16 protein-coding genes are annotated in these 20138 nt (G+C 70.3%); 7 read left to right on the forward strand and 9 right to left on the reverse strand.

The window, feature by feature from the left end; translation table 11 throughout:
- Positions 1 to 41 precede the first annotated feature (41 nt).
- From AC1DIW_RS19250 to cphA, 4 genes are all read left to right on the forward strand, one after another.
- Entirely contained in the window at positions 42 to 884 is an 843-nt protein-coding gene (locus tag AC1DIW_RS19250; protein ID WP_442279485.1) for an LLM class F420-dependent oxidoreductase, read from the forward strand.
- A 111-nt stretch (positions 885 to 995) separates the two neighbouring features.
- Positions 996 to 2243: a phosphoserine phosphatase SerB gene (gene serB / locus AC1DIW_RS19255; RefSeq protein WP_442279484.1), complete on the forward strand. Its 1248-nt coding sequence runs from the start codon at positions 996 to 998 to the stop codon at positions 2241 to 2243.
- A 9-nt stretch (positions 2244 to 2252) separates the two neighbouring features.
- Positions 2253 to 3173 (forward strand): cyanophycinase, encoded by a 921-nt coding sequence (locus AC1DIW_RS19260; RefSeq protein ID WP_478110200.1) that lies wholly within the window; start codon positions 2253 to 2255, stop codon positions 3171 to 3173.
- A 96-nt stretch (positions 3174 to 3269) separates the two neighbouring features.
- Positions 3270 to 6161: a cyanophycin synthetase gene (gene cphA, locus AC1DIW_RS19265; protein ID WP_478110202.1), complete on the forward strand. Its 2892-nt coding sequence runs from the start codon at positions 3270 to 3272 to the stop codon at positions 6159 to 6161.
- A gap of 362 nt (positions 6162 to 6523) precedes the next feature.
- Here the strand turns inward: cphA and AC1DIW_RS19270 are convergent, their stop codons facing one another.
- From AC1DIW_RS19270 to fabG, 3 genes are all read right to left on the reverse strand, one after another.
- Complete coding sequence (locus AC1DIW_RS19270; protein WP_478110204.1) at positions 6524 to 8773, reverse strand: tetratricopeptide repeat protein; 2250 nt, start codon at positions 8771 to 8773, stop codon at positions 6524 to 6526.
- Between the two features lie 38 nt (positions 8774 to 8811).
- Positions 8812 to 9573: an enoyl-ACP reductase FabI gene (fabI, locus tag AC1DIW_RS19275; protein WP_478110205.1), complete on the reverse strand. Its 762-nt coding sequence runs from the start codon at positions 9571 to 9573 to the stop codon at positions 8812 to 8814.
- Between the two features lie 80 nt (positions 9574 to 9653).
- Positions 9654 to 10388 carry a 3-oxoacyl-[acyl-carrier-protein] reductase gene (gene fabG / locus AC1DIW_RS19280; RefSeq protein WP_478110206.1) on the reverse strand — a complete coding sequence of 245 codons (735 nt, stop codon included), beginning with the start codon at positions 10386 to 10388 and terminating at the stop codon, positions 9654 to 9656.
- A 126-nt stretch (positions 10389 to 10514) separates the two neighbouring features.
- Here fabG and AC1DIW_RS19285 point away from each other — a divergent pair, with 126 nt between their 5' ends.
- The gene (locus tag AC1DIW_RS19285; RefSeq protein WP_478110208.1) at positions 10515 to 10805 is read left to right on the forward strand and encodes a DUF3099 domain-containing protein; all 291 of its coding nucleotides are present in this window, start codon (positions 10515 to 10517) and stop codon (positions 10803 to 10805) included.
- Positions 10802 to 11050 (forward strand): hypothetical protein, encoded by a 249-nt coding sequence (locus AC1DIW_RS19290; protein WP_478110210.1) that lies wholly within the window; start codon positions 10802 to 10804, stop codon positions 11048 to 11050. Before AC1DIW_RS19285 ends, AC1DIW_RS19290 begins: the two co-directional genes overlap by 4 nt.
- A gap of 24 nt (positions 11051 to 11074) precedes the next feature.
- On the opposite strand, the gene AC1DIW_RS19295 is transcribed toward AC1DIW_RS19290, so the two are convergent.
- From AC1DIW_RS19295 to AC1DIW_RS19305, 3 genes are all read right to left on the reverse strand, one after another.
- A complete protein-coding gene (locus AC1DIW_RS19295; protein ID WP_478110211.1) occupies positions 11075 to 12547 on the reverse strand; it encodes a carboxylesterase/lipase family protein in 1473 nt (490 codons plus the stop codon).
- A 75-nt stretch (positions 12548 to 12622) separates the two neighbouring features.
- Positions 12623 to 13645 carry a GTP 3',8-cyclase MoaA gene (gene moaA / locus AC1DIW_RS19300; RefSeq protein WP_442279475.1) on the reverse strand — a complete coding sequence of 341 codons (1023 nt, stop codon included), beginning with the start codon at positions 13643 to 13645 and terminating at the stop codon, positions 12623 to 12625.
- Between the two features lie 814 nt (positions 13646 to 14459).
- Positions 14460 to 15194 carry a phosphatase PAP2 family protein gene (locus tag AC1DIW_RS19305; protein ID WP_478110213.1) on the reverse strand — a complete coding sequence of 245 codons (735 nt, stop codon included), beginning with the start codon at positions 15192 to 15194 and terminating at the stop codon, positions 14460 to 14462.
- Positions 15195 to 15599: 405 nt separating this feature from the next.
- Between AC1DIW_RS19305 and AC1DIW_RS19310 the strand changes: the two genes are divergently transcribed.
- Entirely contained in the window at positions 15600 to 16280 is a 681-nt protein-coding gene (locus tag AC1DIW_RS19310; RefSeq protein ID WP_478110214.1) for a response regulator transcription factor, read from the forward strand.
- A 20-nt stretch (positions 16281 to 16300) separates the two neighbouring features.
- Here the strand turns inward: AC1DIW_RS19310 and AC1DIW_RS19315 are convergent, their stop codons facing one another.
- The 3 genes from AC1DIW_RS19315 to AC1DIW_RS19325 all read right to left on the reverse strand — a co-directional run bounded on the left by AC1DIW_RS19315 (position 16301) and on the right by AC1DIW_RS19325 (position 20096).
- On the reverse strand, positions 16301 to 17692 hold the full coding sequence (locus tag AC1DIW_RS19315) for a sensor histidine kinase (protein ID WP_478110216.1): 1392 nt from the start codon (positions 17690 to 17692) through the stop codon (positions 16301 to 16303).
- Positions 17693 to 17756: 64 nt separating this feature from the next.
- Complete coding sequence (locus tag AC1DIW_RS19320; RefSeq protein ID WP_478110217.1) at positions 17757 to 19031, reverse strand: COG4705 family protein; 1275 nt, start codon at positions 19029 to 19031, stop codon at positions 17757 to 17759.
- Between the two features lie 735 nt (positions 19032 to 19766).
- The gene (locus AC1DIW_RS19325; RefSeq protein ID WP_478110219.1) at positions 19767 to 20096 is read right to left on the reverse strand and encodes an Ig-like domain-containing protein; all 330 of its coding nucleotides are present in this window, start codon (positions 20094 to 20096) and stop codon (positions 19767 to 19769) included.
- Positions 20097 to 20138 lie beyond the last annotated feature (42 nt).

Here is a 20138-nt window from a genome sequence, read left to right on the forward strand (position 1 = left end):
ACCACGTCCGGACCACGACAGACCTCGATCCCCCTGCGAGCGTGGGCGATCCGCGCCCCGCCCGCGTCGGCATCCAGATCCCTCCGCAGCACGCGACGTGGGCCCAGATCCGGCGGACGGCGGCGACGCTCGAGGAGATGGGGGTCGACGTCCTGCTCAACTGGGACCATTTCTTCCCATTGAGCGGTGACCGGGGCGGGCTGCACTTCGAGTGCTGGACGATGCTGGGGGCGTGGGCCGAGTCGACCGAGGCCGTCGAGATCGGCGCGCTCGTGACGTGCAACAGCTACCGCAACCCCAGCCTGCTCGCCGACATGGCACGCACCGTGGACCACATGAGCGGGGGCCGTCTGATCCTCGGGCTCGGCTCGGGCTGGAAGCAGCTGGACTACGACGAGTACGGCTACGACTTCGGCACGGCCGGCGGACGTCTCGACGCCCTCGCACGCGACCTCCCGGTGATCCGCGACCGGTGGACGCGGCTCAACCCTGCCCCGACCCGCGACATCCCGATCCTCATCGGCGGGGGCGGCGAGAAGAAGACCCTGCGGATCGTCGCCGAGCACGCGGACATCTGGCACGGGTTCGGCGACCGCGCGGAGATCGAGCACAAGCACCGGGTCCTCGACGAGTGGTGCGCGCGCCGCGGACGGAACCCGCTGGAGATAGAGCGGTCGGCGGGCGTCGCGTTCGTGCCGGGCCGCAACCCAGACCAGTCGGGTGACTACGCCAGCAACGCCCAGCAGCTCCACGACATCGGGACGCGTCTCTTCACGGCCAGCGTCGCCGCGGCGGACCCCGACCTCGCGCGCGTGCGTGACCTGCTGCAGTGGCGCGACGAGGTCAACGCCGCACGCGTGAGCCGGCCGAGCCACACGGCGTGATCTGCCGAGTGCCACTGCCGCTGCCCTCGCCAGCGCCGCTGCCGCGGACTCTCACCGGCCGTATGCCGGAAGGTGACGCGGGCGCGCGGCCGTCGTCACTACCCTGACCCGGTGACCGAAGCGAACAGCACGGACGGAACGGACATCCAGACCCTCAGCGTCACCGTGACGGGAGACGACCGGCCCGGTGTGACCGGCACGCTGCTGGGAGCCCTGTCCGGGGTCGACGCGGAGGTCCTCGACATCCAGCAGGTCGTCGTCAACGGCCACCTGACGCTCACCGTCCTGCTGCGCCCGGGGGCGCACGTCGACGAGCTGCGTGACAGAGCCGCGGTCGCCGCCCACCGCCTCGGCCTGACGCTCAGCGTCGTCGAGGGCACCGGCGTCAACGCGCGCTCGCGGCACGGGCGCGCCGCCGTCGTCATCCTCGGCGCGCCGCTCAGCGCGGACGCCGTTTCCCTCGTCACGACCCGGATCGCCGACCACGGCGCCAACATCGACCGCATCCGTCGACTGTCGCGCTACCCCGTGACGACCGTGGAGTTCGACATCTCCGGCGCCGACGTGCCGTCCCTGCGCACCGAGCTCGCGCTCGTCGCCACGTCGGAGGGGATCGACATCGCGGTCGCACCGGGGGGCCTGGCCCGCCGTGGCCGACGCCTCGTCGTCCTCGACGTGGACTCGACCCTCATCCAGCAGGAGGTCATCGAGCTGCTCGCGGCGCACTGCGGCCGCGAGGCCGAGGTCGCGGAGGTGACGGCCCGGGCGATGGCCGGCGAGCTCGACTTCGAGGAGTCGCTGCGCGCCCGCGTGGCGACCCTGGCGGGCCTGCCGGCCTCCGTTCTGGACGAAGTCCGGGAGGCCGTGGAGCTGACGCCCGGCGCGCGGACCCTGGTGCGCACCCTCAAGCGGCTCGGCTTCACCGTCGGGCTCGTCAGCGGCGGCTTCATCGAGATCGTCGGCGCCCTCGCCGCCGACCTCGGCATCGACCACGCCCGCGCGAACCGGCTCGAGATCGAGGACGGCCGCCTCACCGGACGCGTCGTCGGCGAGGTCGTCGACCGGGCCGGGAAGGCCCGCGCGCTGCGCGAGTTCGCCGAGCAGGAGGGGCTCCCGCTCAGCCGCACCGTCGCCATCGGCGACGGTGCGAACGACCTCGACATGCTCGACGTCGCGGGCCTCGGGGTCGCCTTCAACGCCAAGCCGGTGGTGCAGGAGCAGGCACAGACCGCGGTCAACGTGCCCTACCTCGACTCGGTCCTCTACCTGCTCGGGATCTCGCGCGAGGAGATCGAGGAGGCCGATCTCGACGACGGCACGCCGACCCAGGCTCCGCCCGTCCCGCACGCCGGTCACTAGGCTGGCGCGATGCAGTCCGTCGCTCCATCGTCCGAACCCCTGAACCCCAGCGGCGTTCGCCGCACGTTGCTCATCATCGGTGGTGCAGAGGACCGGATCGGGCGGTCGGTCGTGCTCAAGCGCTTCATCAAGCTCGCGGGCGGGCGGCGGTCACACATCGTCGTCATCCCCACGGCGTCGTCCTACGCCGGGGAGGTGTCCGAGGCCTACCGCGACGTCTTCACCCGGCTGCGCGGGGGTGACGTCTCGGTCGTCCACCCCGAGACCCGCCGTGACTCCAACGACCCGACGATGGTCGAGGCGCTCGACACGGCGACCGGCGTCTTCATCACCGGCGGCAGCCAGGTCAAGCTGGCCCAGAACATCGTCGGCACCCCCGTGGGGGCCGCCGTCATCCGTGCCTACGAGCGCGGCGCCGTCGTCGCGGGCACGTCGGCCGGTGCCTCGATCATGAGCCGCTTCATGATCGCGCTCGGGGAGGAGGGGCTCACCCCGAAGCAGCGCGCCAGCCAGATCTCCGCCGGGCTCGGTCTCGTCGAAGACGTCATCATCGACCAGCACTTCGACCAGCGGGGCCGCTACGGCCGGCTCATGTCGATGGTCGCCGCCTCCCCGAACCTCCTCGGCATGGGCATCGACGAGAACACCGCCGCCGAGATCCGGGACGGCAAGGTCATGTCGGTCATCGGCGCCGGGTCGATCTTCGTCATCAACGCCCGCAACGCCATCACCGACGCCGCCGACGCGCGCCGGGGGGCCCCGCTGCTCGTTTCGGGCGCAGTCGTGCACTCGCTGCCCACGGGCAGTACGTTCGACCTGGACCACGTCGAGCTGACCGCCTTCGTCGAGCGTCACCCCGACATCGAGGGTGCGGTCGTCCCGGCCAAGGTCCGCGCGGCGCGCTCGGCGACGAGCAGCGCCGCTCACTGAGTTCCGTCCGCCCGTCCGGCACACCCCGCGCCGCACCAACGGCCGAGCGCGTATGCCGCATCGCACGTCCCGCACGACCCCTGTAGGAGGATTTCCATGGCCGTCGAGGTACCCACCCCCGCAGGACCGGCTCGTCCGGACCTGAAGATCCTCGAGACCCGGATCTACCGCGGACCGAACGTCTGGTCCTACCAGCCGGCCGTCCACCTCGTCGTCGACCTCGGAAGCCTCGAGGACTACCCCACCGTCTCGCTCCCCGGCTTCACGGACCAGCTCGTCGAGCTCGTCCCCGGGCTCGAGCGTCACACCTGCTCGCTCGGGCGCCGTGGCGGCTTCATCGAGCGCCTCCACGAGGGCACCTGGCTCGGCCACGTCGCCGAGCACGTGGCGCTCCAGCTGCAGACCCTGGCCGGCCACGACTCCCGCCGCGGCAAGACCCGCGCCGTCAAGGGCCGGCCCGGCCACTACAACGTCGTCTACAGCTACACCGACGAGACCGTCGGCGTCGCGGCGGGCAAGCTCGCGGTGCGCCTCATCAACCATCTCGTCGACGCGGAGGACGGCTTCGACTTCGAGACGGAGTTCAACGCCTTCCTCCGTCAGGCCGAGCGAGTGGCCTTCGGCCCCTCGACCGCGGCCATCCTCGAGGAGGCCGCCTCGCGCGACATCCCCTACATCCGCCTCAACTCGGCCTCCCTGGTCCAGCTCGGACAGGGAGTGCACGCCCAGCGGATCCGCGCCACGATGACGTCGAAGACCGGCGCCCTCGCGGTCGACATCGCCAGCGACAAGGACCTGACGACGAAGCTGCTCGGGTCGGCCGGCCTGCCGGTGCCCAAGCAGGAGGCCGCGCGCACGATGCGCGGCACGGTCGAGGCGGCCCGGCGCATCGGGTTCCCCGTCGTCGTCAAGCCGCTCGACGGCAACCACGGTCGCGGTGTGTGCCTCAACCTGCAGAGCGACGCGGAGGTCGAGAAGGCATACGACATCGCCAAGGCCGAGTCGCGGCGCGGCACGATCATCGTCGAGTCGTTCGTGACCGGCCGGGACTACCGCTGCCTCATCGTGGGCGGCCGCATGCAGGCGATCGCCGAGCGCGTGCCGGCGCACGTCGTCGGCGACGGCACCCACACGGTCGGCGAGCTCGTCGACATCACGAACGCGGACCCCCGCCGCGGCGTCGGTCACGAGAAGGTGCTGACCAAGATCAAGGTCGACGCCAACGCGCTCGACATCCTCGCCGGCCAGGGACACACCCTCGAGTCGGTGCCGCCCGAGGGCGAGATGGTCAAGCTCGCCCTGACCGGCAACATGTCGACGGGCGGCATCTCCATCGACCGCACCTTCGACGCGCACCCCGACAACGTCGAGATCGCCGAGGAGGCCGCACGCATCGTCGGCCTCGACGTCGCCGGCATCGACTTCATCTGCCCCGACATCACCTACCCCGTCCGCGAGACGGGCGGTGCGATCTGCGAGGTCAACGCCGCCCCGGGCTTCCGGATGCACACGCACCCGACGATCGGCGAGCCGCAGTTCATCGCCAAGCCCGTCGTCGACCTGCTCTTCCCGCCGGGAGCCCAGTCGCGCGTGCCGATCGTCGCCGTCACAGGCACCAACGGCAAGACGACGACGTCGCGCATGATCGCCCACATCTTCAAGGGCCTCGGCCGCAAGGTCGGCATGACGTCGACCGACGGTGTCGTCATCGACGAGCGGCTCGTCATCAAGGCCGACGCGTCCGGCCCGCGCTCGGCCCGCATGGTGCTGCAGAACCCGCGCGTCGACTTCGCCGTCATGGAGGTCGCCCGGGGCGGCATCCTCCGCGAAGGCCTCGGCTACGACCGCAACGACATCGCCGTCGTCACCAACATCGCGCCGGATCACTTGGGAATGAAGGGGATCGACACCCTCCGCCAGCTGGCCGACGTCAAGGCCGTCATCGTCGAGGCCGTGCCGCGCGACGGTTTCGCCGTGCTCAACGCCGACGACCCGCACGTGCGCAACATGCGACGCCGCTGCTCGGGCGGCATCGTCTGGTTCACGATGTCCGAGCCCGGCAGCGAGGTGCGCGAGTTCGTCGACGACTACTGCCGTCGCGGTGGTCGTGCCGTCGTGCTCGAGCCGAGCGACCGCGGCGAGATGATCGTCATCAAGCACGGCCGGCGGAGCATGCAGCTCGCCTGGACGCACCTGCTGCCGTCGACATTCGGTGGGGCGGCCCGCTTCAACGTCGCCAACGCGCTCGCGGCTGCAGGCGCGGCCTTCGCCGCCGGGGCACCGCTGCACGACATCCGCCAGGGCCTGCGCACCTTCGCCACGACGTACTACCTCTCCCCCGGTCGCCTCAACCTCGTCCAGGTGGGCAACGCCGACGTCTTCGTGGACTACTGCCACAACGCCGCCGGCATGAAGGAGCTCGGCGCGTTCGTCGACCGCTACGCCGCGCAGAAGGAGGGGCAGTCCGACCTGGGCCGCACGTCGCGCATCGGCATGATCGGCGCAGCGGGCGACCGGCGCGACGACGACATTCGCGAGCTCGGAGCCGTGGCCGCCCACCACTTCGACGTCATCGTCGTCCGCGAGGACGAGCGCCTTCGCGGGCGCAAGCCGGGGGCGACGGCGACGCTCGTGGCGGAGGGCGCGAAGACCGCGATGAAGGAGGGCGCCCGGTGCCGGCAGGTCGAGGTCGTCCTCGACGAGCTCGAGGCCACCAGGCACGTCCTCGCGCGCACCAACCCCGGCGACCTCGTCGTCATGTGCGTCGACCAGCATGCGCTCGTCGTCGCCGAGCTCGAGGAGCGCACCAAGCACGCCCAGGCCGGAGCCCGCATCGGCACGCCGGCGGCGGCCACGAGCGACCCCGACCTCGACCCCAGCACCCTGACCGAGACGGCCGAGGCCGAGGGCGAGGAGGCCGAGGGCGAGGCGCTCGGAGCCGTGCCGACGGAGGCGCAGCCCACGCCTGCAGACGACACCGCCATCTGACGCCGGGGTCGACGCCTCCCGACCGACGCCGCAACATCCCAAAGCTCCGCCCGGGCGGACTTATGGCGGCTGGTCCCGCGTCTGCTCGCCCAACATCTCCGCCCGGGCGGACTTATGGCAGTCGGAACACCCCGGCACCACGCCACAACTCCGCCCCGGCGGACTTAGCGCGGTCCGAAGACCCGAGCACGGCTCCACAACTCCGCCCGGGCGGACTTATGGCAGTCGAAGCACCCGCCTCCCCTCCACAACTCCGCCCCGGCGGACTTCGTGCGGTCCGAAGACCCGAGCACGGCTCCACAACTCCGCCCGGGCGGAGTTGTGGAGGCCCGCCACCGCCGCAGGGAGCGCGGTGGACTGGATCAGTGGGCGACCGGGGCCAGCTCGTCGGCGTAGGCGCGCAGCGCGCGGCGGTAGGCCTGCGTGTCCACATCGGTCGTCGCCTCGAGCGTCGCCCGGATGAGGTCGGCCACGGCCTGGCGCTCCTGACCGAGGTCCGCCTGGACCAGCGCGCGGAGCATGAGGGCCGCCGTGTTGTGCGGACGGGCCTCGAGCACCTCGGCGACGAGGCCCTGCGCCTCGGCCGCGCGTCCCACGACACGCAGGCTCGACGCGAGCTGGAGCTGCGCGCGGTGCCGGTGCGGTTCGCGCAGGCCGCCGGCCAGAGCCTCCTCGTACAGACCGATGGCGCCGTGCTCGTCGCCCATCGCGTCCTTCGCGCCAGCCAGCTCGAAGACCAGGCGCGGGTCCCCGGGGTGACCGTCGACGAGCTGCTGGGCCGCGACGAGCCGCGCCTGCTCGTCGTCGGTCTCCCAGAGGGCCGCGATCTCGCTCTCGAGCTCGTGCTCGCCCCGCGCGGCGACGACCTTGCGCCGGATCGACCGTGCGTCGTCGACCTTGCCCCCGTGCTCGCGGATCCAGCCGTCCACCTCGGCGCGCTCCGCGTGGCACATGAGCGCGACGACGTCGCCGTCGAGAGCGTGCGGGACGATGGCTTGCAGGGCCTCGAGCTCGGTCTCGTAACCAGGCACATCGAGGACGCCGACCTTGGCGAGTCCCTCGCGGAAGAGGGCCAGGAGGTCCTCCTCCTCGCGACCCCGCAGGTAGTGCCGGGCCACCTTGAGGGCGACCTCCTCGGCGCCCTTTCCGGCGATCTCCCCCATCGCGATGATGGCCTCATCGGCACGGTCCCCTGCGCAGCCGAGTCCGAGACGCACGGCGCCTCCGGGTGCGGCCAGTCCGCGGGCGACGTCGAGCAGGGCCTCGAGGCCGGCCTCGTTGTGCGCCATGTCCATGATGACCGTGGCCTTGCCACCGCTCGGGAGCGGCACCGAGTACGTGTTGAGGCGGCCCCAGTTGTGCTCCGGGTCGGGGGCGAAGGTCCGCAGGCCCTCGACGACGGCCGAGCGCGGGACCCCGAGGCCCAGGGCGGCGGCCGCCCCGGCCAGCGCGTTGGCGATGTTGTTGCGCGACAAGCCGCTCAGCGTCATCGGGACGTCGACGATCTTGACCAGCCGGTCCGGGTCGCCGTTCGGCGAGAGGACGACGATCTCTCCGTCGAGGACGGTGATGCCGCGACCTCCGGAGTTGATGGACTCCCACAGGGCCGGTGACGCGGGGTCGAGGCTGAACGCCCACGGCTTGGCCTTGATGCGGAAGCGCATGGCCCAGACGCGCGGGTCGTCACCGTTGAGCACGACCCAGCCCTGCGGCTTGGTGACCGTCGTGACGATCGCCTTGACCTCGGCGAGCTGGTCGAGGGTGTCGATGCCCTGCAGGCCGAGGTGGTCGGCACTGACGTTGGTGACGACGCTGACGTCGTTGGCCGTGACGCCCATGCCCTTGAGGAGCATGCCGCCCCGGGCGGTCTCGAGGATGCCGATGTCGAGGCCCGGCGTCTCGAGGACGCCGCGTGCGCCGGCAGGTCCGGAGAAGTCGCCCTCCTCCTTCGTCTCGCCCATGACGACGACACCATCGGTCGAGCTCCAGGCCGTCGTGAGGCCGGCGGCCATGCACATGTGGGCCATGAGCCGGGTCGTCGTCGTCTTGCCGTTGGTGCCGGTGACGGATGCGACGGGGACGCGAGGAGTGATGACGCTGGGGCCGGGACCGTCGGGGGCGGCCATGATGACCGCGGCCGCCTCCTCGATGACCGCGTCGGCGCGGCGCGACGGGTCGAGCAGCCCGGCCATGACGGCGCCGACCTGTTCCCCAGCGACGCGTCCACGCGTGCGGTGCACCCACGGGAAGGCGAGCACGACGTCCTCGACCGTCTGACCCGCGCGCACGCGTACGCCCAGCCGTCCCGCGCCGATCTCTGCACCGACCCGGCGGGTCACGGTGCGGATCACGCGCATGACGAACCGCTGGCGCAACGCGGTGCCACGCTTGCCGGGACGGGCCGAGCGCATGCCGAGCCGCCGGGCCAGCGCCTCGGCGTCAGTGCGCTTGAGCGAGAGGTAGCCGGGCACGTGCAGGATGACCTTGATCGCGGGCCGCGCGAAGTAGAGGTTGGGCCCGTCGAGCACCCGCACCTCGTCGACCCGGACCTGCGGCGCCCCGTCGGCTTCGGTCGTCGGCAAGGGGCTGGACTCGGTCCCGGCGTGAGGCATGGCAGGACTCTAGCGAGAGCCGCCCGGGGCGTGCGCGGTCACTGCCCCATCGCGTGCACGCCACCGTCGACGTGGACGATCTCGCCGGTCGTGGCAGGGAACCAGTCCGACAGCAGCGCCGCGCAGGCCTTGGCCGCGGGCTCCGGGTCGTTGACGTCCCAGCCGAGCGGCGCGCGGTCGTCCCAGACCTTCTCGAACTGCTCGAAGCCCGGGATCGACTTCGCCGCCGTCGTGCGGATCGGGCCGGCCGCGACGAGGTTGCAGCGCACGTTCTTGGGGCCGAGGTCACGGGCGAGGTAGCGGTTGGTCGACTCGAAGGCCGCCTTGGCCACACCCATCCAGTCGTAGACCGGCCACGCGAACTTCGCGTCGAAGGTGAGCCCGACGACGCTGCCCCCCTCGGACATCAGGGGCAGGGCCGCGACGGCGAGCGACTTGAGGCTGTACGCCGAGATCTGCAGTGCCGTCGACACGTCCTCCCAGGTGCCCTCGAGGAAGTTGAACGCTCCCTGCGGGGCGAAGCCGATCGAGTGCAGCACGCCGTCGAGGCCGTCGACGTGCTCGCGAAGGCGGTCGGCGAGGGTGTCGAGGTGCTCCTGGTCGGCGACGTCGAGCTCGATCACGACCGGCGTCTCGGGCAGGCGCTTCGCAATGGTCTGGGTGATCTTCATCGTCCGGCCGAAGGAGGTGAGGATGACGGTCGCGCCCTCCTGCTGGGCGATCTTCGCGACGTGGAACGCGATCGAGCTGTCCATGAGGACACCGGTGATGAGGAGCTTCTTGCCTTCGAGGATTCCCATGCCTGCGACTTTCTCGAGTGGGTGGGGACGCTTGCTGCACAAGGGGTTTCACGGCATACGCACGTATGCCGTGTGTGGGCTCAGTGCCCCATGCCGAGCCCGCCGTCGACGGGGATCACCGCACCGGTGATGTAGGCGGCTTCGTCGCTCGCGACGAAGCGGACGACGGACGCGACCTCTTCGGGCGTCGCGAAGCGGCCCGCGGGGATGTTGGCGAGGTAGGCCTTCTTCTGGTCGTCCGGGAGCACGGCGGTCATCTCCGTGTCGATGAAGCCGGGCGCGACGACGTTGGCCGTGATGCCGCGACCGCCGAGCTCGCGCGAGATGGAGCGGGCGAGACCGACAAGACCGGCCTTCGAGGCGGCGTAGTTGGTCTGGCCGGGCGAGCCGTAGAGGCCGACGACGCTGCTGATGAGGACGATCCGCCCACGACGCTTGCGGATCATGCCGGTGGCGGCGCGGCGGGCGCAGCGGAACGCGCCGGCGAGGTTCGTGTCGATGACGGAGTCGAACTCCTCGTCGCTCATCCGCATGAGGAGGGTGTCGCGGGTGATGCCGGCGTTGGCGACGAGCACCTCGACGGGGCCACCGAAGATCTCCTCTGCGGCGGTGAAGGCCGCGTCGACCGATGCCGAGTCGGTGACCTCGCACAGGACGCCCTGCAGCCCCTCCGGCGGTTCCCCGGAGCGGTGGGTGATGACGACGTTGTCGCCCGCGTCGGCGAAGGCTCTGGCGATCGCCAGGCCGATGCCGCGGTTGCCTCCGGTCACGAGCACGTTGCGCGCCTCGGTCGTTGACACAGTGCGTTCCTCCATCCGTCCGGTCGCTGCCGGGGTCGCTGCCGGGTCGCTGCGGGTCGCTGCCCTGCCACGAAACCTAACGGACTACCGAAGGGTAGACAGCACCGCGGCACGCGGGCGGCACGGGCTTATGGTGGAAGGGTGTCAAGAGCCAAGAACGAACCCGTGGTGTACTCCGTCACCTCGGCCTCGTCGTCCAGCACGGACGACCAGGACAAGCGCATCAAGCGCTACCTCACGATGATGGGCATCCGCATCGCCTGCTTCGGGCTCGTCTTCGTCACCTCGGGCTGGCTCCGCTGGACGGCCGTCATCGCCGCCGTCTTCATCCCCTACGTGGCCGTCGTCATCGCGAATGCCGTGAGCCCCCGTGAGCCGGGCAGCATCCAGTCGGTCGTGCCCCAGGACGACACGCAGCGACTCGAGCAGTGAGCGGACCGCTTTCCCCGACACCGACCGGCGGAACGCACACGGACCACGTCTGCAGCGCCAAGGGCTGCCGCGCGCAGGCCGTTCACGCCGTCATCTGGAACAACCCCAAGCTGCACACGCGCGACCGTCGCAAGGTGTGGCTGGCCTGCGACGACCACGAGAAGTCACTGGCGGACTTCGTCGCGCTCCGCGGCTTCCTCATCGAGGTCGTCCCCGTCGAGCAGCTGGTCGACACCGACGGCTGACCCCCGTCTCGTCGGGGCAGGGTGTCACGTCCAGAGCGCAAGCTCGTCCGCACGCGGACCCTCGACGACGCCCGACTCGGCGCCGAAGGTCATGACGGCGGGGTGCTCGGGTGTCCACCTCGACCAGCCCGCGTCACCCTCCCGCCCGAAGGCCACCCAGGCGCGGTGCATCTGCTCTGCGAGAGACTGCGGTGCGCCCTCGCCTGCCATGAGTGCGCCGGTCGCCAGCGTGTCGAAGACGAAGGCCAGCTCGAGCGCGTGGCAGGCGCCCAGCCCCGCGACCGGCGTCTCCCAGTCGAACTCGTACACCTGGACGACGCCGCCGGACGCGTGGTGCGCAGCGGCCAGGCGCGCCGTCGGGGCCCGGAAGGCGGCGTCGGTGAGGATGGCGCACACGACGTCGCCCGGCGAAGCGGCCGGCCGGTTCACGGCGTACGTCTCGAGGACGCCGTGAGGCCAGCCGTAGCGGGTCGCCAGCACCGGTAGGGCCGGTGTGGTCACCGCGCCGGCGATGCCCGTGGGCACGAGGAAGAGGCGGAACTCATCGCGCGTCGTGCCGATGAGCAGCGGGATGCCGGCCGCGGCCCCGTCGGCGATGAGCTCCTCCGGGACCCCCGGCACGATCTCCCCGTCGATCACCGGGAAGAGGCTCATGATGCCGAGGCCGCCGCGCAGCACGGACGCGCCCCACCGCTGCGGGTCCGGGTCGGCCTGGATCGCCAGCGCCACGGCGGTCTGGGCGGCCACGACGTCCTCCGGGTCGAGGGCTCCGAAGGCCTCGGCGGTCGCGGGCACGCCGAGGTGCGCGGCGATCTCCGCGCTCACCCGGCGAGCGTCGTCGAGCGAGCAGACCGCCGCGCCGTTGCCGCTCTGGATGACGGCCCGGTGGAAGAGGCCACGCGCGGCGGGCGAGGCCATGAGCGTGGCCACGCTCATCCCGCCCGCCGACTCACCGAACACCGTCACGTCGTCGGGGTTGCCACCGAAGACGGCCACGTTGTCGCGCACCCACTCCAGCGCCGCGATCTGGTCACGCAGGCCCAGGTTGGTGGGGGCTCCCTCGAGCGCCGCGAAACCCGGCACACCGAGCCGGTAGTTGATGCCCACGACCACGACGCCGTCGCGCGCGAACGCGGACCCGTCGTAGGTGACGACGGAGTTGGCCCCACGCACGAACGCGCCGCCGTGGATCCAGACCATGACCGGGAGCGAGTCCGCGCCTTCCGGAGTCCACACGCTGACGTTGAGGTAGTCGTCACCGGGGTCGACCGAGCTCGGGAGCACGGAGTCCATCGGCGCGGGGTAGGCCGACTGCGCCGCGGTCGGGCTGTGCTCGGTCGCCGTCCGCTCGCCGTCCCACGGGACGACCGGCTGCGGGGCGCGGTAACGGTCGGCGCCCACCGCCGGCGCGGCATACGGGATGCCGAGGAAGGCGCTCACCCCGTTCCGGCTCGAGCCACGGACGAAGCCACCAGAGACGCGCACCACGGGATCCATTGCCTCATCCAACCAGCCGGGCACCCCGCGAGTGCGTCATGACACCTTCGGCGGAAGGGGAGCCGACGGGTGCGGTCAGCCGCCGATGGCGGACATGGGGCGGTCGGGCTGGACGAAGTCCGGGTCGCCGATGCCGTGCCCTCGGCGCTTGCGCCACATCTCCCCGCGCATGAGACCGAGCAGCTCGTCGTCGGTCGCGCCCTCGCGCAGAGGCCCGCGCAGGTCGGTCTCGGTGGTCGAGAAGAGGCAGTTGCGCACCTGCCCGTCGGCGGTCAGCCTTGTGCGGTCGCAGGCGGAGCAGAACGGGGCGCTGACACTGGCGATGATGCCGACGGTCTCGGGGCCGCCGTCGATGAGGAACCGCTCGGCCGGGGCGCTGCCGCGCTCGGCCGCCGGCAGCGGCGTCAGCTCCCAGCGCTGCGACAGCCGCTCGCGGATCTCGTCGGCAGAGATCATCTGATCACGGTCCCAGGCGTGTTGCGCGTCGAGCGGCATCTGTTCGATGAACCGGAGCTCGTAGCCCCGCTCGAGGCACCAGGCGAGGACGTCGGCGACCGACTCGTCGTTGATGCCGCGCATCGCGACGGCGTTGACCTTGACCGGCGTGAGGCCCGCGTCGGACGCGGCCTTGAGCCCCGCCTCGACGTCGCCGAGCCGGTCGCGGCGCGTCAGCTGCGTGAAGGTCTCGGAGTCGATCGTGTCGAGGCTGACGTTGACCCGGTCGAGTCCGGCCGTCTTGAGCCCGATCGCGACCCGCTCGAGGCCGACGCCGTTCGTCGTCATCGCGATCTTCGGTCGCGGCTCGAGCGCCGCGATGCCGGCGACGAGGTCGACGAGGGAGCGGCGCAGCAGGGGCTCGCCGCCGGTGAGGCGCACCTGCGTGACGCCGTCGCGCACGAAGAGGCCGATGATCCGCAGCAGCTCCTCGTCCGTCAGCATCTCGGCCTTGGGCATCCACGGCAGCCCCTCGGCCGGCATGCAGTAGGTGCAGCGCAGGTTGCAGCGATCGGTGACCGACACGCGCAGGTCACGGGCTACCCGACCGAACTGGTCGGCCAGCCCAGCCGGTCGCACGCTCGGGTCGGGAAGGCGGGTCATACGCTCCACTCTAGGCCGGGTATTGCCACGACCCGGTCGAGTGGTGCTGCCGATATTGCCCCAGGCCACTGAACTGCGGTTACGCGACGTTTGGCTCGTTGGTCAGGACGATAGGGGTGGGCCGTTTTCGAACCTCGTGCGGACTATTTGCGGACTAGGGGTCGTCAGCTCTCGTCCAACGGCGCATGTCGCCGTCGTTGCGCCTCATCGCATCATCCTGATTGCAGTCCACCACGGACTGCGTCCGCATCGACAAAGGTCTCCACGACCGGCAACATGGGCCCTGCGCCAAGCACAGACGAGGAACGAACACCCTGCATCGGGCAGGTCGTGACGGTGACGTCTAAGAGAATGCCGTCTGGGCCGGGCCGCCGCCCTGCAGCGTCGACTGGCCGGAGTCCGCACCACGCGCTTCGTGGCCGGTCCGGATCTGACAGCGCTGAAGCAGAAGCACCTTGCCCGACCAGCCAGGTGTGGCGAAGACACGTGCACAGGGCTCAGGTCATGTGCCGGGCACCACCCTTGGGCGTCGGGCGCCTCACCGCAGTTTCGGGTCACGTCTTTCGTGGGCTTCGCGCTCGATGCCGGGCGGCGCGTCCAAGCGGTAGCCGTTCCCGCGCAGTGTGGTTATGGTCGGCATTCGGCCCGTTGCCGCGGCCATCAGCCCCGGAACGGGATACAGCCGTCGGGCATCAAGCGGGTAGAGGCACGCGCCGCTGGGATGTGTCCCTTGCCTTCTTCGAGCGCAGTATCGGCTCCGTCATGAGGCGCCGCCTGGCATCCGCGGTGAGCAGACGTATCGGACGGTGCGGGATCACGATCGCCGAAGCCCTATGTCCCCTGAGGCTGGGGAGCGCTGTGGCCTGCGCAAATCGCTGTCCCTGAGGCGTGTCAGCCAGGGCAGAGTGAGGGTTGTCGCGAGCAGCACGGATGCCGCGGCGAAGACGACAGACGCCATGACGTCGGTGAGGTAGTGCACCCCGAGGTAGAGCCGCGAGACAGCCACGGCTCCCACGAGGGGCGCACCGACGATCCATGCGATTCTCGTGGGACGTCGGGTGAGCACGAGAACCGCGACGACGGCGAACAACGCAGAGGCCGCGAACGCCGTGTGCCCGCTGGGATAGCTGTCAGGGGCGGTCTCCCTGACGAGAGCGTGGACCGCCGCGGCTGGGGGCCGGGGCCGGTGGACCAGGACTTTGCCCACCTCGACAGAGAACCATCCGATGATGGTCAGGCCGCCGATGGCCAGTGCCGCGAACCTGTTTCGGAACCAGAGTGTCCCGCAGGTCACGAGGAGAAGAAGCGGTGCGACGAGTGTGCCGAATCCCACATTGATGACCAGCGCGACGGCAGTCAGGACGGCGTCGCGGTGCTGCGCGATGGATTCATCGAGCGCGAGCTCCCCGGTCCGCGTGGCCCCGACCTTCGTGACTGTGAGACCGAGGGCGAGAGCGACGGCCAGTACGGCAATTCCGACCAAGGCGCTACCGATCCGGCGCGAAAGGGCCTCGTCTCGGCCTGCCTCACGGGTGGGTACGCCCGTCATGCGCGTCCCTCGACCGTGCCGGCTACCCGCGCGGACGCGGCGGCGGGCGGCCCCTCGGGGAGTTCAGGCTGCGGCTGATGCTTGGAGTGGTCTCCTTCAAACAGCACGGACTGGCGGCACCAGCTCGAATGCGCAGACCTTTGGCGACACGGTTGACGGTGTGGCCGGTCAGCCGACACCCGGTCAAGCGACCCACGGTCCATCTTCAGGCCGAAGTGGCCAGCAATCCCACCCATGCGTGTTTCCTCCCGGCGTCCTGTGGCCCTCATCGTGGTGCCTGCTCCCTGAGAGGACGCTGAGTTTCGCGCTCAGCCCAGACTCAGGCATTGAGCCGTAGCCTTCGAAGCATGGCTCCCACGCCCGAGACCCCGATGCTCTGCCCTCGGCCAGGACGAGCGGGCTGACGTGCGCGTGTTGGTGGTCGAAGACGAGGTGTCCCTCGCCGAGGTCGTCCGTCGCGGGCTGAACCGCGAGGGCTTCGTCGTCGACGTGATGCACGATGGGCCGGACGGCCTTTGGGCCGCCAGCGAGACGGCATACGACGTCATCGTCCTCGACATCATGCTGCCCAACCTCGACGGCTACCAGGTGATTGCTCGGCTGCGCGAGGCCGGCGTCTGGACGCCCGTGCTGATGCTGACCGCCGTCGACGGCGAGCATGACCAGGCTGAAGCCTTCAACCTCGGCGCCGACGACTACCTCACGAAGCCGTTCAGCTTCCTCGTGCTCGTCGCCCGGTTGCGGGCACTGATCCGACGCGGAGCACCCGAGCGTCCCGTGGTCATGACGAACGGCTCCTTGTCGCTCGACCCCGTACGCCGCCGGGTGCTGCGCCACGGGTCCGAGATCTCCCTGACACCAAAGGAGTTCGCACTGCTGACCTTCCTGATGATGCACGTGGGTGAGGTGGTCACGAAGGCCACCATCCTCGATGCCGTTTGGGATCCGGCCTACGACGGCGACGTCAACATCGTCGAGGTCTACGTGGGCTATCTGCGCCGCAAGATCGACACGCCGTTCGCCGTTGTCAGCATCGAGACGGTACGTGGCGTGGGTTACCGAATGCTGGAGTCCGAGACGGCCTGACCGTGGCCGCAGAACAGCCGCTAGTCCGCCGGACCGGGCAACGGCAGGCTCAGCGCGAAGCACGCGCCCCCCGACCTCGACTCCCGGACCACGAGCTGCCCCCCGTTCGCCACGGCCAGCTCGCGGGCGATCGCGAGACCGAGTCCTGCTCCCCCGGCGTGGCGTGACCGGCTCGCGTCGAGCCGGACGAACCGCTCGAACACGCGCTCCCGATCCCCCGGCGGTATGCCGGTTCCGTCATCCTCGACCAGGACGACGGCGCGGCCAGCAGACTGCGCAAGCGTGATCACCACGGCGTCGGCGGCATGCCGTGCGGCGTTGTCGAGCAGGTTGCGCAGCACCCGCTGGAGCTGGTGCTCGTCACCCTCGACCCGGACAGGAGCGGTGCGCACGTGCACCGTCAACGACGTCAGCCGGCGCAGACGGCGGGCCTCTCGGTCGACCAGGTCGTCGAGGTCGACGTCGCGGCGACTGACCGTCAGGGCGTGATCGTCCGCCTGTGAGAGCAGCAGGAGGTTGTCGACGAGCTGGCTCATCCGTTCGGTCTCGGCCCGCAGGATCGGGTCGAGCTGCTCCCACGAGGTCTCCGGGTCGCCCGGGCTGATCACCTCGAGCGAGGCCCGGATCGTCGCGAGAGGGGACCTCAGCTCATGGCTGGCGTCGGAGATGAACCGACGCTGGGCGCGCTGGGACGCCTCAAGCCGGGCGAGCATGGAGTTCATCGTGACCGCCAAGTGGGCGATTTCGTCATGGGTGGCCGGGACAGGTACCCGGTCCTGCAGCCGTGCAGCGCTCGTGCGTTCGACGTGACTGCGGACGGCCTCGACAGAACCCAGTGCTCGGCCGACGCGCCACCACGTGATCATCGCCGTGAGGGCCACGAGGAAGGGCAGTGCCACCGCGAGGAGGATCGCGGTCGTGCGCACCGCTTGCTCGCGCGCCTCCTGCGATGCCTGCGCGGCCAGCACGTAGGTGATCCCGGCGTGGTCAACGGCGCGGGCCACCACGAGGGGGTCCTGTAGGTCCATCGGAAGGGGGAACCACGACCGACCGCTGACCTTCGTCTGCCCGATGACCGGCTGAACGTCCGTCACGGGCTGGGTTCGGGACGCCTTTGAGGAGAAGACGACGTGCGCCGTTCCGTCCTCGTGGCTGATCACCTGAACCAGGACGTTGTCGGGTCCCTCGTTACGTTCGCTCCTGGCCAGTCCGACCGTCCCCTGGACGGACAGGACGCTCGCGTCCTCGTCCACGACGGAGGTCACGCTGTCCTGCAGTGTCTGCGTCAGCGCACCCTGAAGCACGAGGACCAGGACGGCTCCGCCGACGAGCAGTGCGACGGCCACCACCGCTGCAGCGGCGGCCGTCGCCTGCCCTCGAACGCCGGTGGGCAGTCGGAAGCGGGCCTTCATGCGGCTCCTTCCGATGATGGCTACAAACGTGGGCTGCGGCCTCAGATTCTGCCCGATCGGGTCATTACTTCTTCTTCTCCAGCGTGCCGATCGTGGTCTGAAGCGTCGTCAACGCCGCTTCACTCGCCGACTTCGACGGCGGTGTGGCCCTCAGCGCGGTCAGTACGCCGTCGATCGCCGAGTCCATGGTGTGCCAGTCATCCGGGGACGCCGGTTTCATCGCGGCTTCCCCGTCGTCCCAGGCCACCTCGAGGTCCTTGACGCGAGCGGTCGCAGCCGGCAGGTCACCTGCCTTCGTCTTGGCAGCGACGTCGTCGACGATGACCGCCATCGGTCGCAGGTCGCCGATCGGGGAGGTGGCATCCGACTCCAACGGGTTCCCGTGGGCACCTCCCGACGCCGTGACGGGCGAGGCCGCCGCCGGGGTGGGTGACGGCGCCAGGACCGCCGCAGCAGCGACGACGGCGACGGCACCCGCGGCCGCCCAGGCGTAGTCGTGCTTCGGGCTGACCGCAGGAGCCTGTCCCTTGGCGCGGATGCCGTGACGGTTCACGTTGACCTGCTCGCGGATCACGAGGATCACGATGACGGCGAGGAAGATGAGGCTCGTCAGGCTCGCGCCCAGACCGAAGCCCCCGAAGTCATGACTCTGGGTCAGCAGGTCGCCGAGCGAGGCGCCGAGCGGCCGGGTCAGGACGTAGGCGATCCAGAACGCCAGGACCGCGTTGAGCCCGAAGCGACGGGCGGCCCAGACCGCGAGGATGAGGCCACCGAAGATCAGGGCACCGTTGCGGAATCCGAGCGAGAGCGCCTCGGTGGCGAGGTCGCCACCAGCGGTGCCGAGGGCGAAGGTCGTGAGGACCGCGCCCCAGTAGAAGCGCTCGCGCCGAGGCGTGTCGATCGCGGTGATCGCGAGGGTCCGCTCCTGACGCCACCACACGGTGAAGACCACAGCGAGGACCGCGGCGAAAACCGCGGTGCTGACGTAGAGGCTAACGCCGAGGACATCGGTGAAGAAGTCGGTGATCTGGGTGCCGACGATGCTGACCAGGACAACGGTCAGCCAGTACAGCCAGGGCACGAGCCGTCGGGTGCGTAGCTGGGCGACCAGAGCGATCACCAGCAAGGTCACCATGGCGCCGTCTGTGACGAGCGGCCCTAGCCCGACCTGAACGGAAAGGTAATCGGCGAACGTCTCGCCGATGGTCGTGGAGAGGACCTTGATGAGCCAGAAGGTCGCCGTGATGGCAGGCACCTTGTTGAGCAGCCGGGTGGCGGCAGGATGACGTGCCACACCGGGCGGGGTCCCGGTCGAGGTCGATGTTTGGGCATCAGGCATGCAGATTTCCTTTGGGAGAGGTCAGTCGATGGCTGTGTCGCTCACGGCGCCCCTGAGTCTGCGACCGACGCCGCACGTCGTGGCGTTGGGGCATCAAGCACTTCCTCTCCAGCTCGTCGGATCCTCCGGGGAGGCTCACCGTCCGGCGTTCGAGGATGTGCATCAGAGCCGCCGGAAGGAGCCTTCCGGCGACACGACGATGACGGATCGGGGCTGAGCCCACGCTGAGAAAAATGCGGCGTTTCGGCCCGAAGTGCGATTTCGGCACCCTGCGGATCGTCCGCTCAGGAGATTTCGTCTGCATCCTCACTGCGCGTCAGCAGACCCTCGCCCTGTCAGCAGACCCTCGCCGCGGACCCACGGTCGGGAACCCGAGAGTGAACCTTGCCGGTTGAGCGCTGGTGAGCGTCAGCCGACCTTCGTGAGCCTCGCGAATGGATCGAGCGAGGGCGAGCCCGCTGCCTCATCCATTGGTGCTGAACGGGCCCCGGGCGGAGCGTGTCATCAGCGGAGTGTGATGGATCCGCTCGGCCTCGTCGACGTCCATGACGGTGCCAAGTCCCGGGTCCCCCTCCGGGTGGCGTGTCGAGGAGGATCGTCAGAACCGGCATGCCCCCGGCGAGGTGAACGTGATGCCTCGAGTGGTCGGATTTCGCCGTGCAACTGGCAGACGTATGCCGTCCGGCCGGAAGGCGGCCGGACGGCATACGTCGTCGGGGTGGTGCGGGCGATCGCTCAGCTCACCCGGAGCGTCACCCTCGAAGAGGCCGACGGGTTGTAGCGCATCGACCCGTTGTACGTCGCTGTCACCGAGTGCGTCCCGCGAAGGAGGACGGGCGCGTTAAGCGTCGCCTTGCCCCTCGAGACGGTGGACGTGCCAAGGACGCGGGTGCCGTCACGGAAGGTGACGGTGCCGGTGACGTCGGACGGCGAGATCGTGGCGGTCAGCGTCGGCCGGCCGCCGTAGCGGTAGCTCGTGCTGCTCGCCTTGAGTGACGTCGCGGACACCACGCCCTGGACGGTGACCGTGCGGTCGGCCGTCTCCCACGGCTTACGCTGTCCCACTATGTCCTCGCGCCCCCTCCCCGTGCTCCGCGCCGGCTCTCG

The sequence above is a fragment of the Terrabacter sp. 01T434 genome, assembly GCF_056398545.1.

What these genes read in the sequence shown, in the direction of transcription:
- AC1DIW_RS19260 (WP_478110200.1), top strand. Translation starts at nt 2,253, where the DNA reads ATGCAGTCCGTCGCTCCATCGTCCGAACCCCTGAACCCCAGCGGCGTT.
- AC1DIW_RS19315 (WP_478110216.1), bottom strand. Translation starts at nt 17,692, where the DNA reads ATGAAGGCCCGCTTCCGACTGCCCACCGGCGTTCGAGGGCAGGCGACG.
- AC1DIW_RS19305 (WP_478110213.1), bottom strand. Translation starts at nt 15,194, where the DNA reads ATGACGGGCGTACCCACCCGTGAGGCAGGCCGAGACGAGGCCCTTTCG.
- moaA (WP_442279475.1), bottom strand. Translation starts at nt 13,645, where the DNA reads ATGACCCGCCTTCCCGACCCGAGCGTGCGACCGGCTGGGCTGGCCGAC.
- AC1DIW_RS19270 (WP_478110204.1), bottom strand. Translation starts at nt 8,773, where the DNA reads ATGCCTCACGCCGGGACCGAGTCCAGCCCCTTGCCGACGACCGAAGCC.
- fabG (WP_478110206.1), bottom strand. Translation starts at nt 10,388, where the DNA reads ATGGAGGAACGCACTGTGTCAACGACCGAGGCGCGCAACGTGCTCGTG.
- AC1DIW_RS19320 (WP_478110217.1), bottom strand. Translation starts at nt 19,031, where the DNA reads ATGCCTGATGCCCAAACATCGACCTCGACCGGGACCCCGCCCGGTGTG.
- cphA (WP_478110202.1), top strand. Translation starts at nt 3,270, where the DNA reads ATGGCCGTCGAGGTACCCACCCCCGCAGGACCGGCTCGTCCGGACCTG.
- AC1DIW_RS19295 (WP_478110211.1), bottom strand. Translation starts at nt 12,547, where the DNA reads ATGGATCCCGTGGTGCGCGTCTCTGGTGGCTTCGTCCGTGGCTCGAGC.
- fabI (WP_478110205.1), bottom strand. Translation starts at nt 9,573, where the DNA reads ATGGGAATCCTCGAAGGCAAGAAGCTCCTCATCACCGGTGTCCTCATG.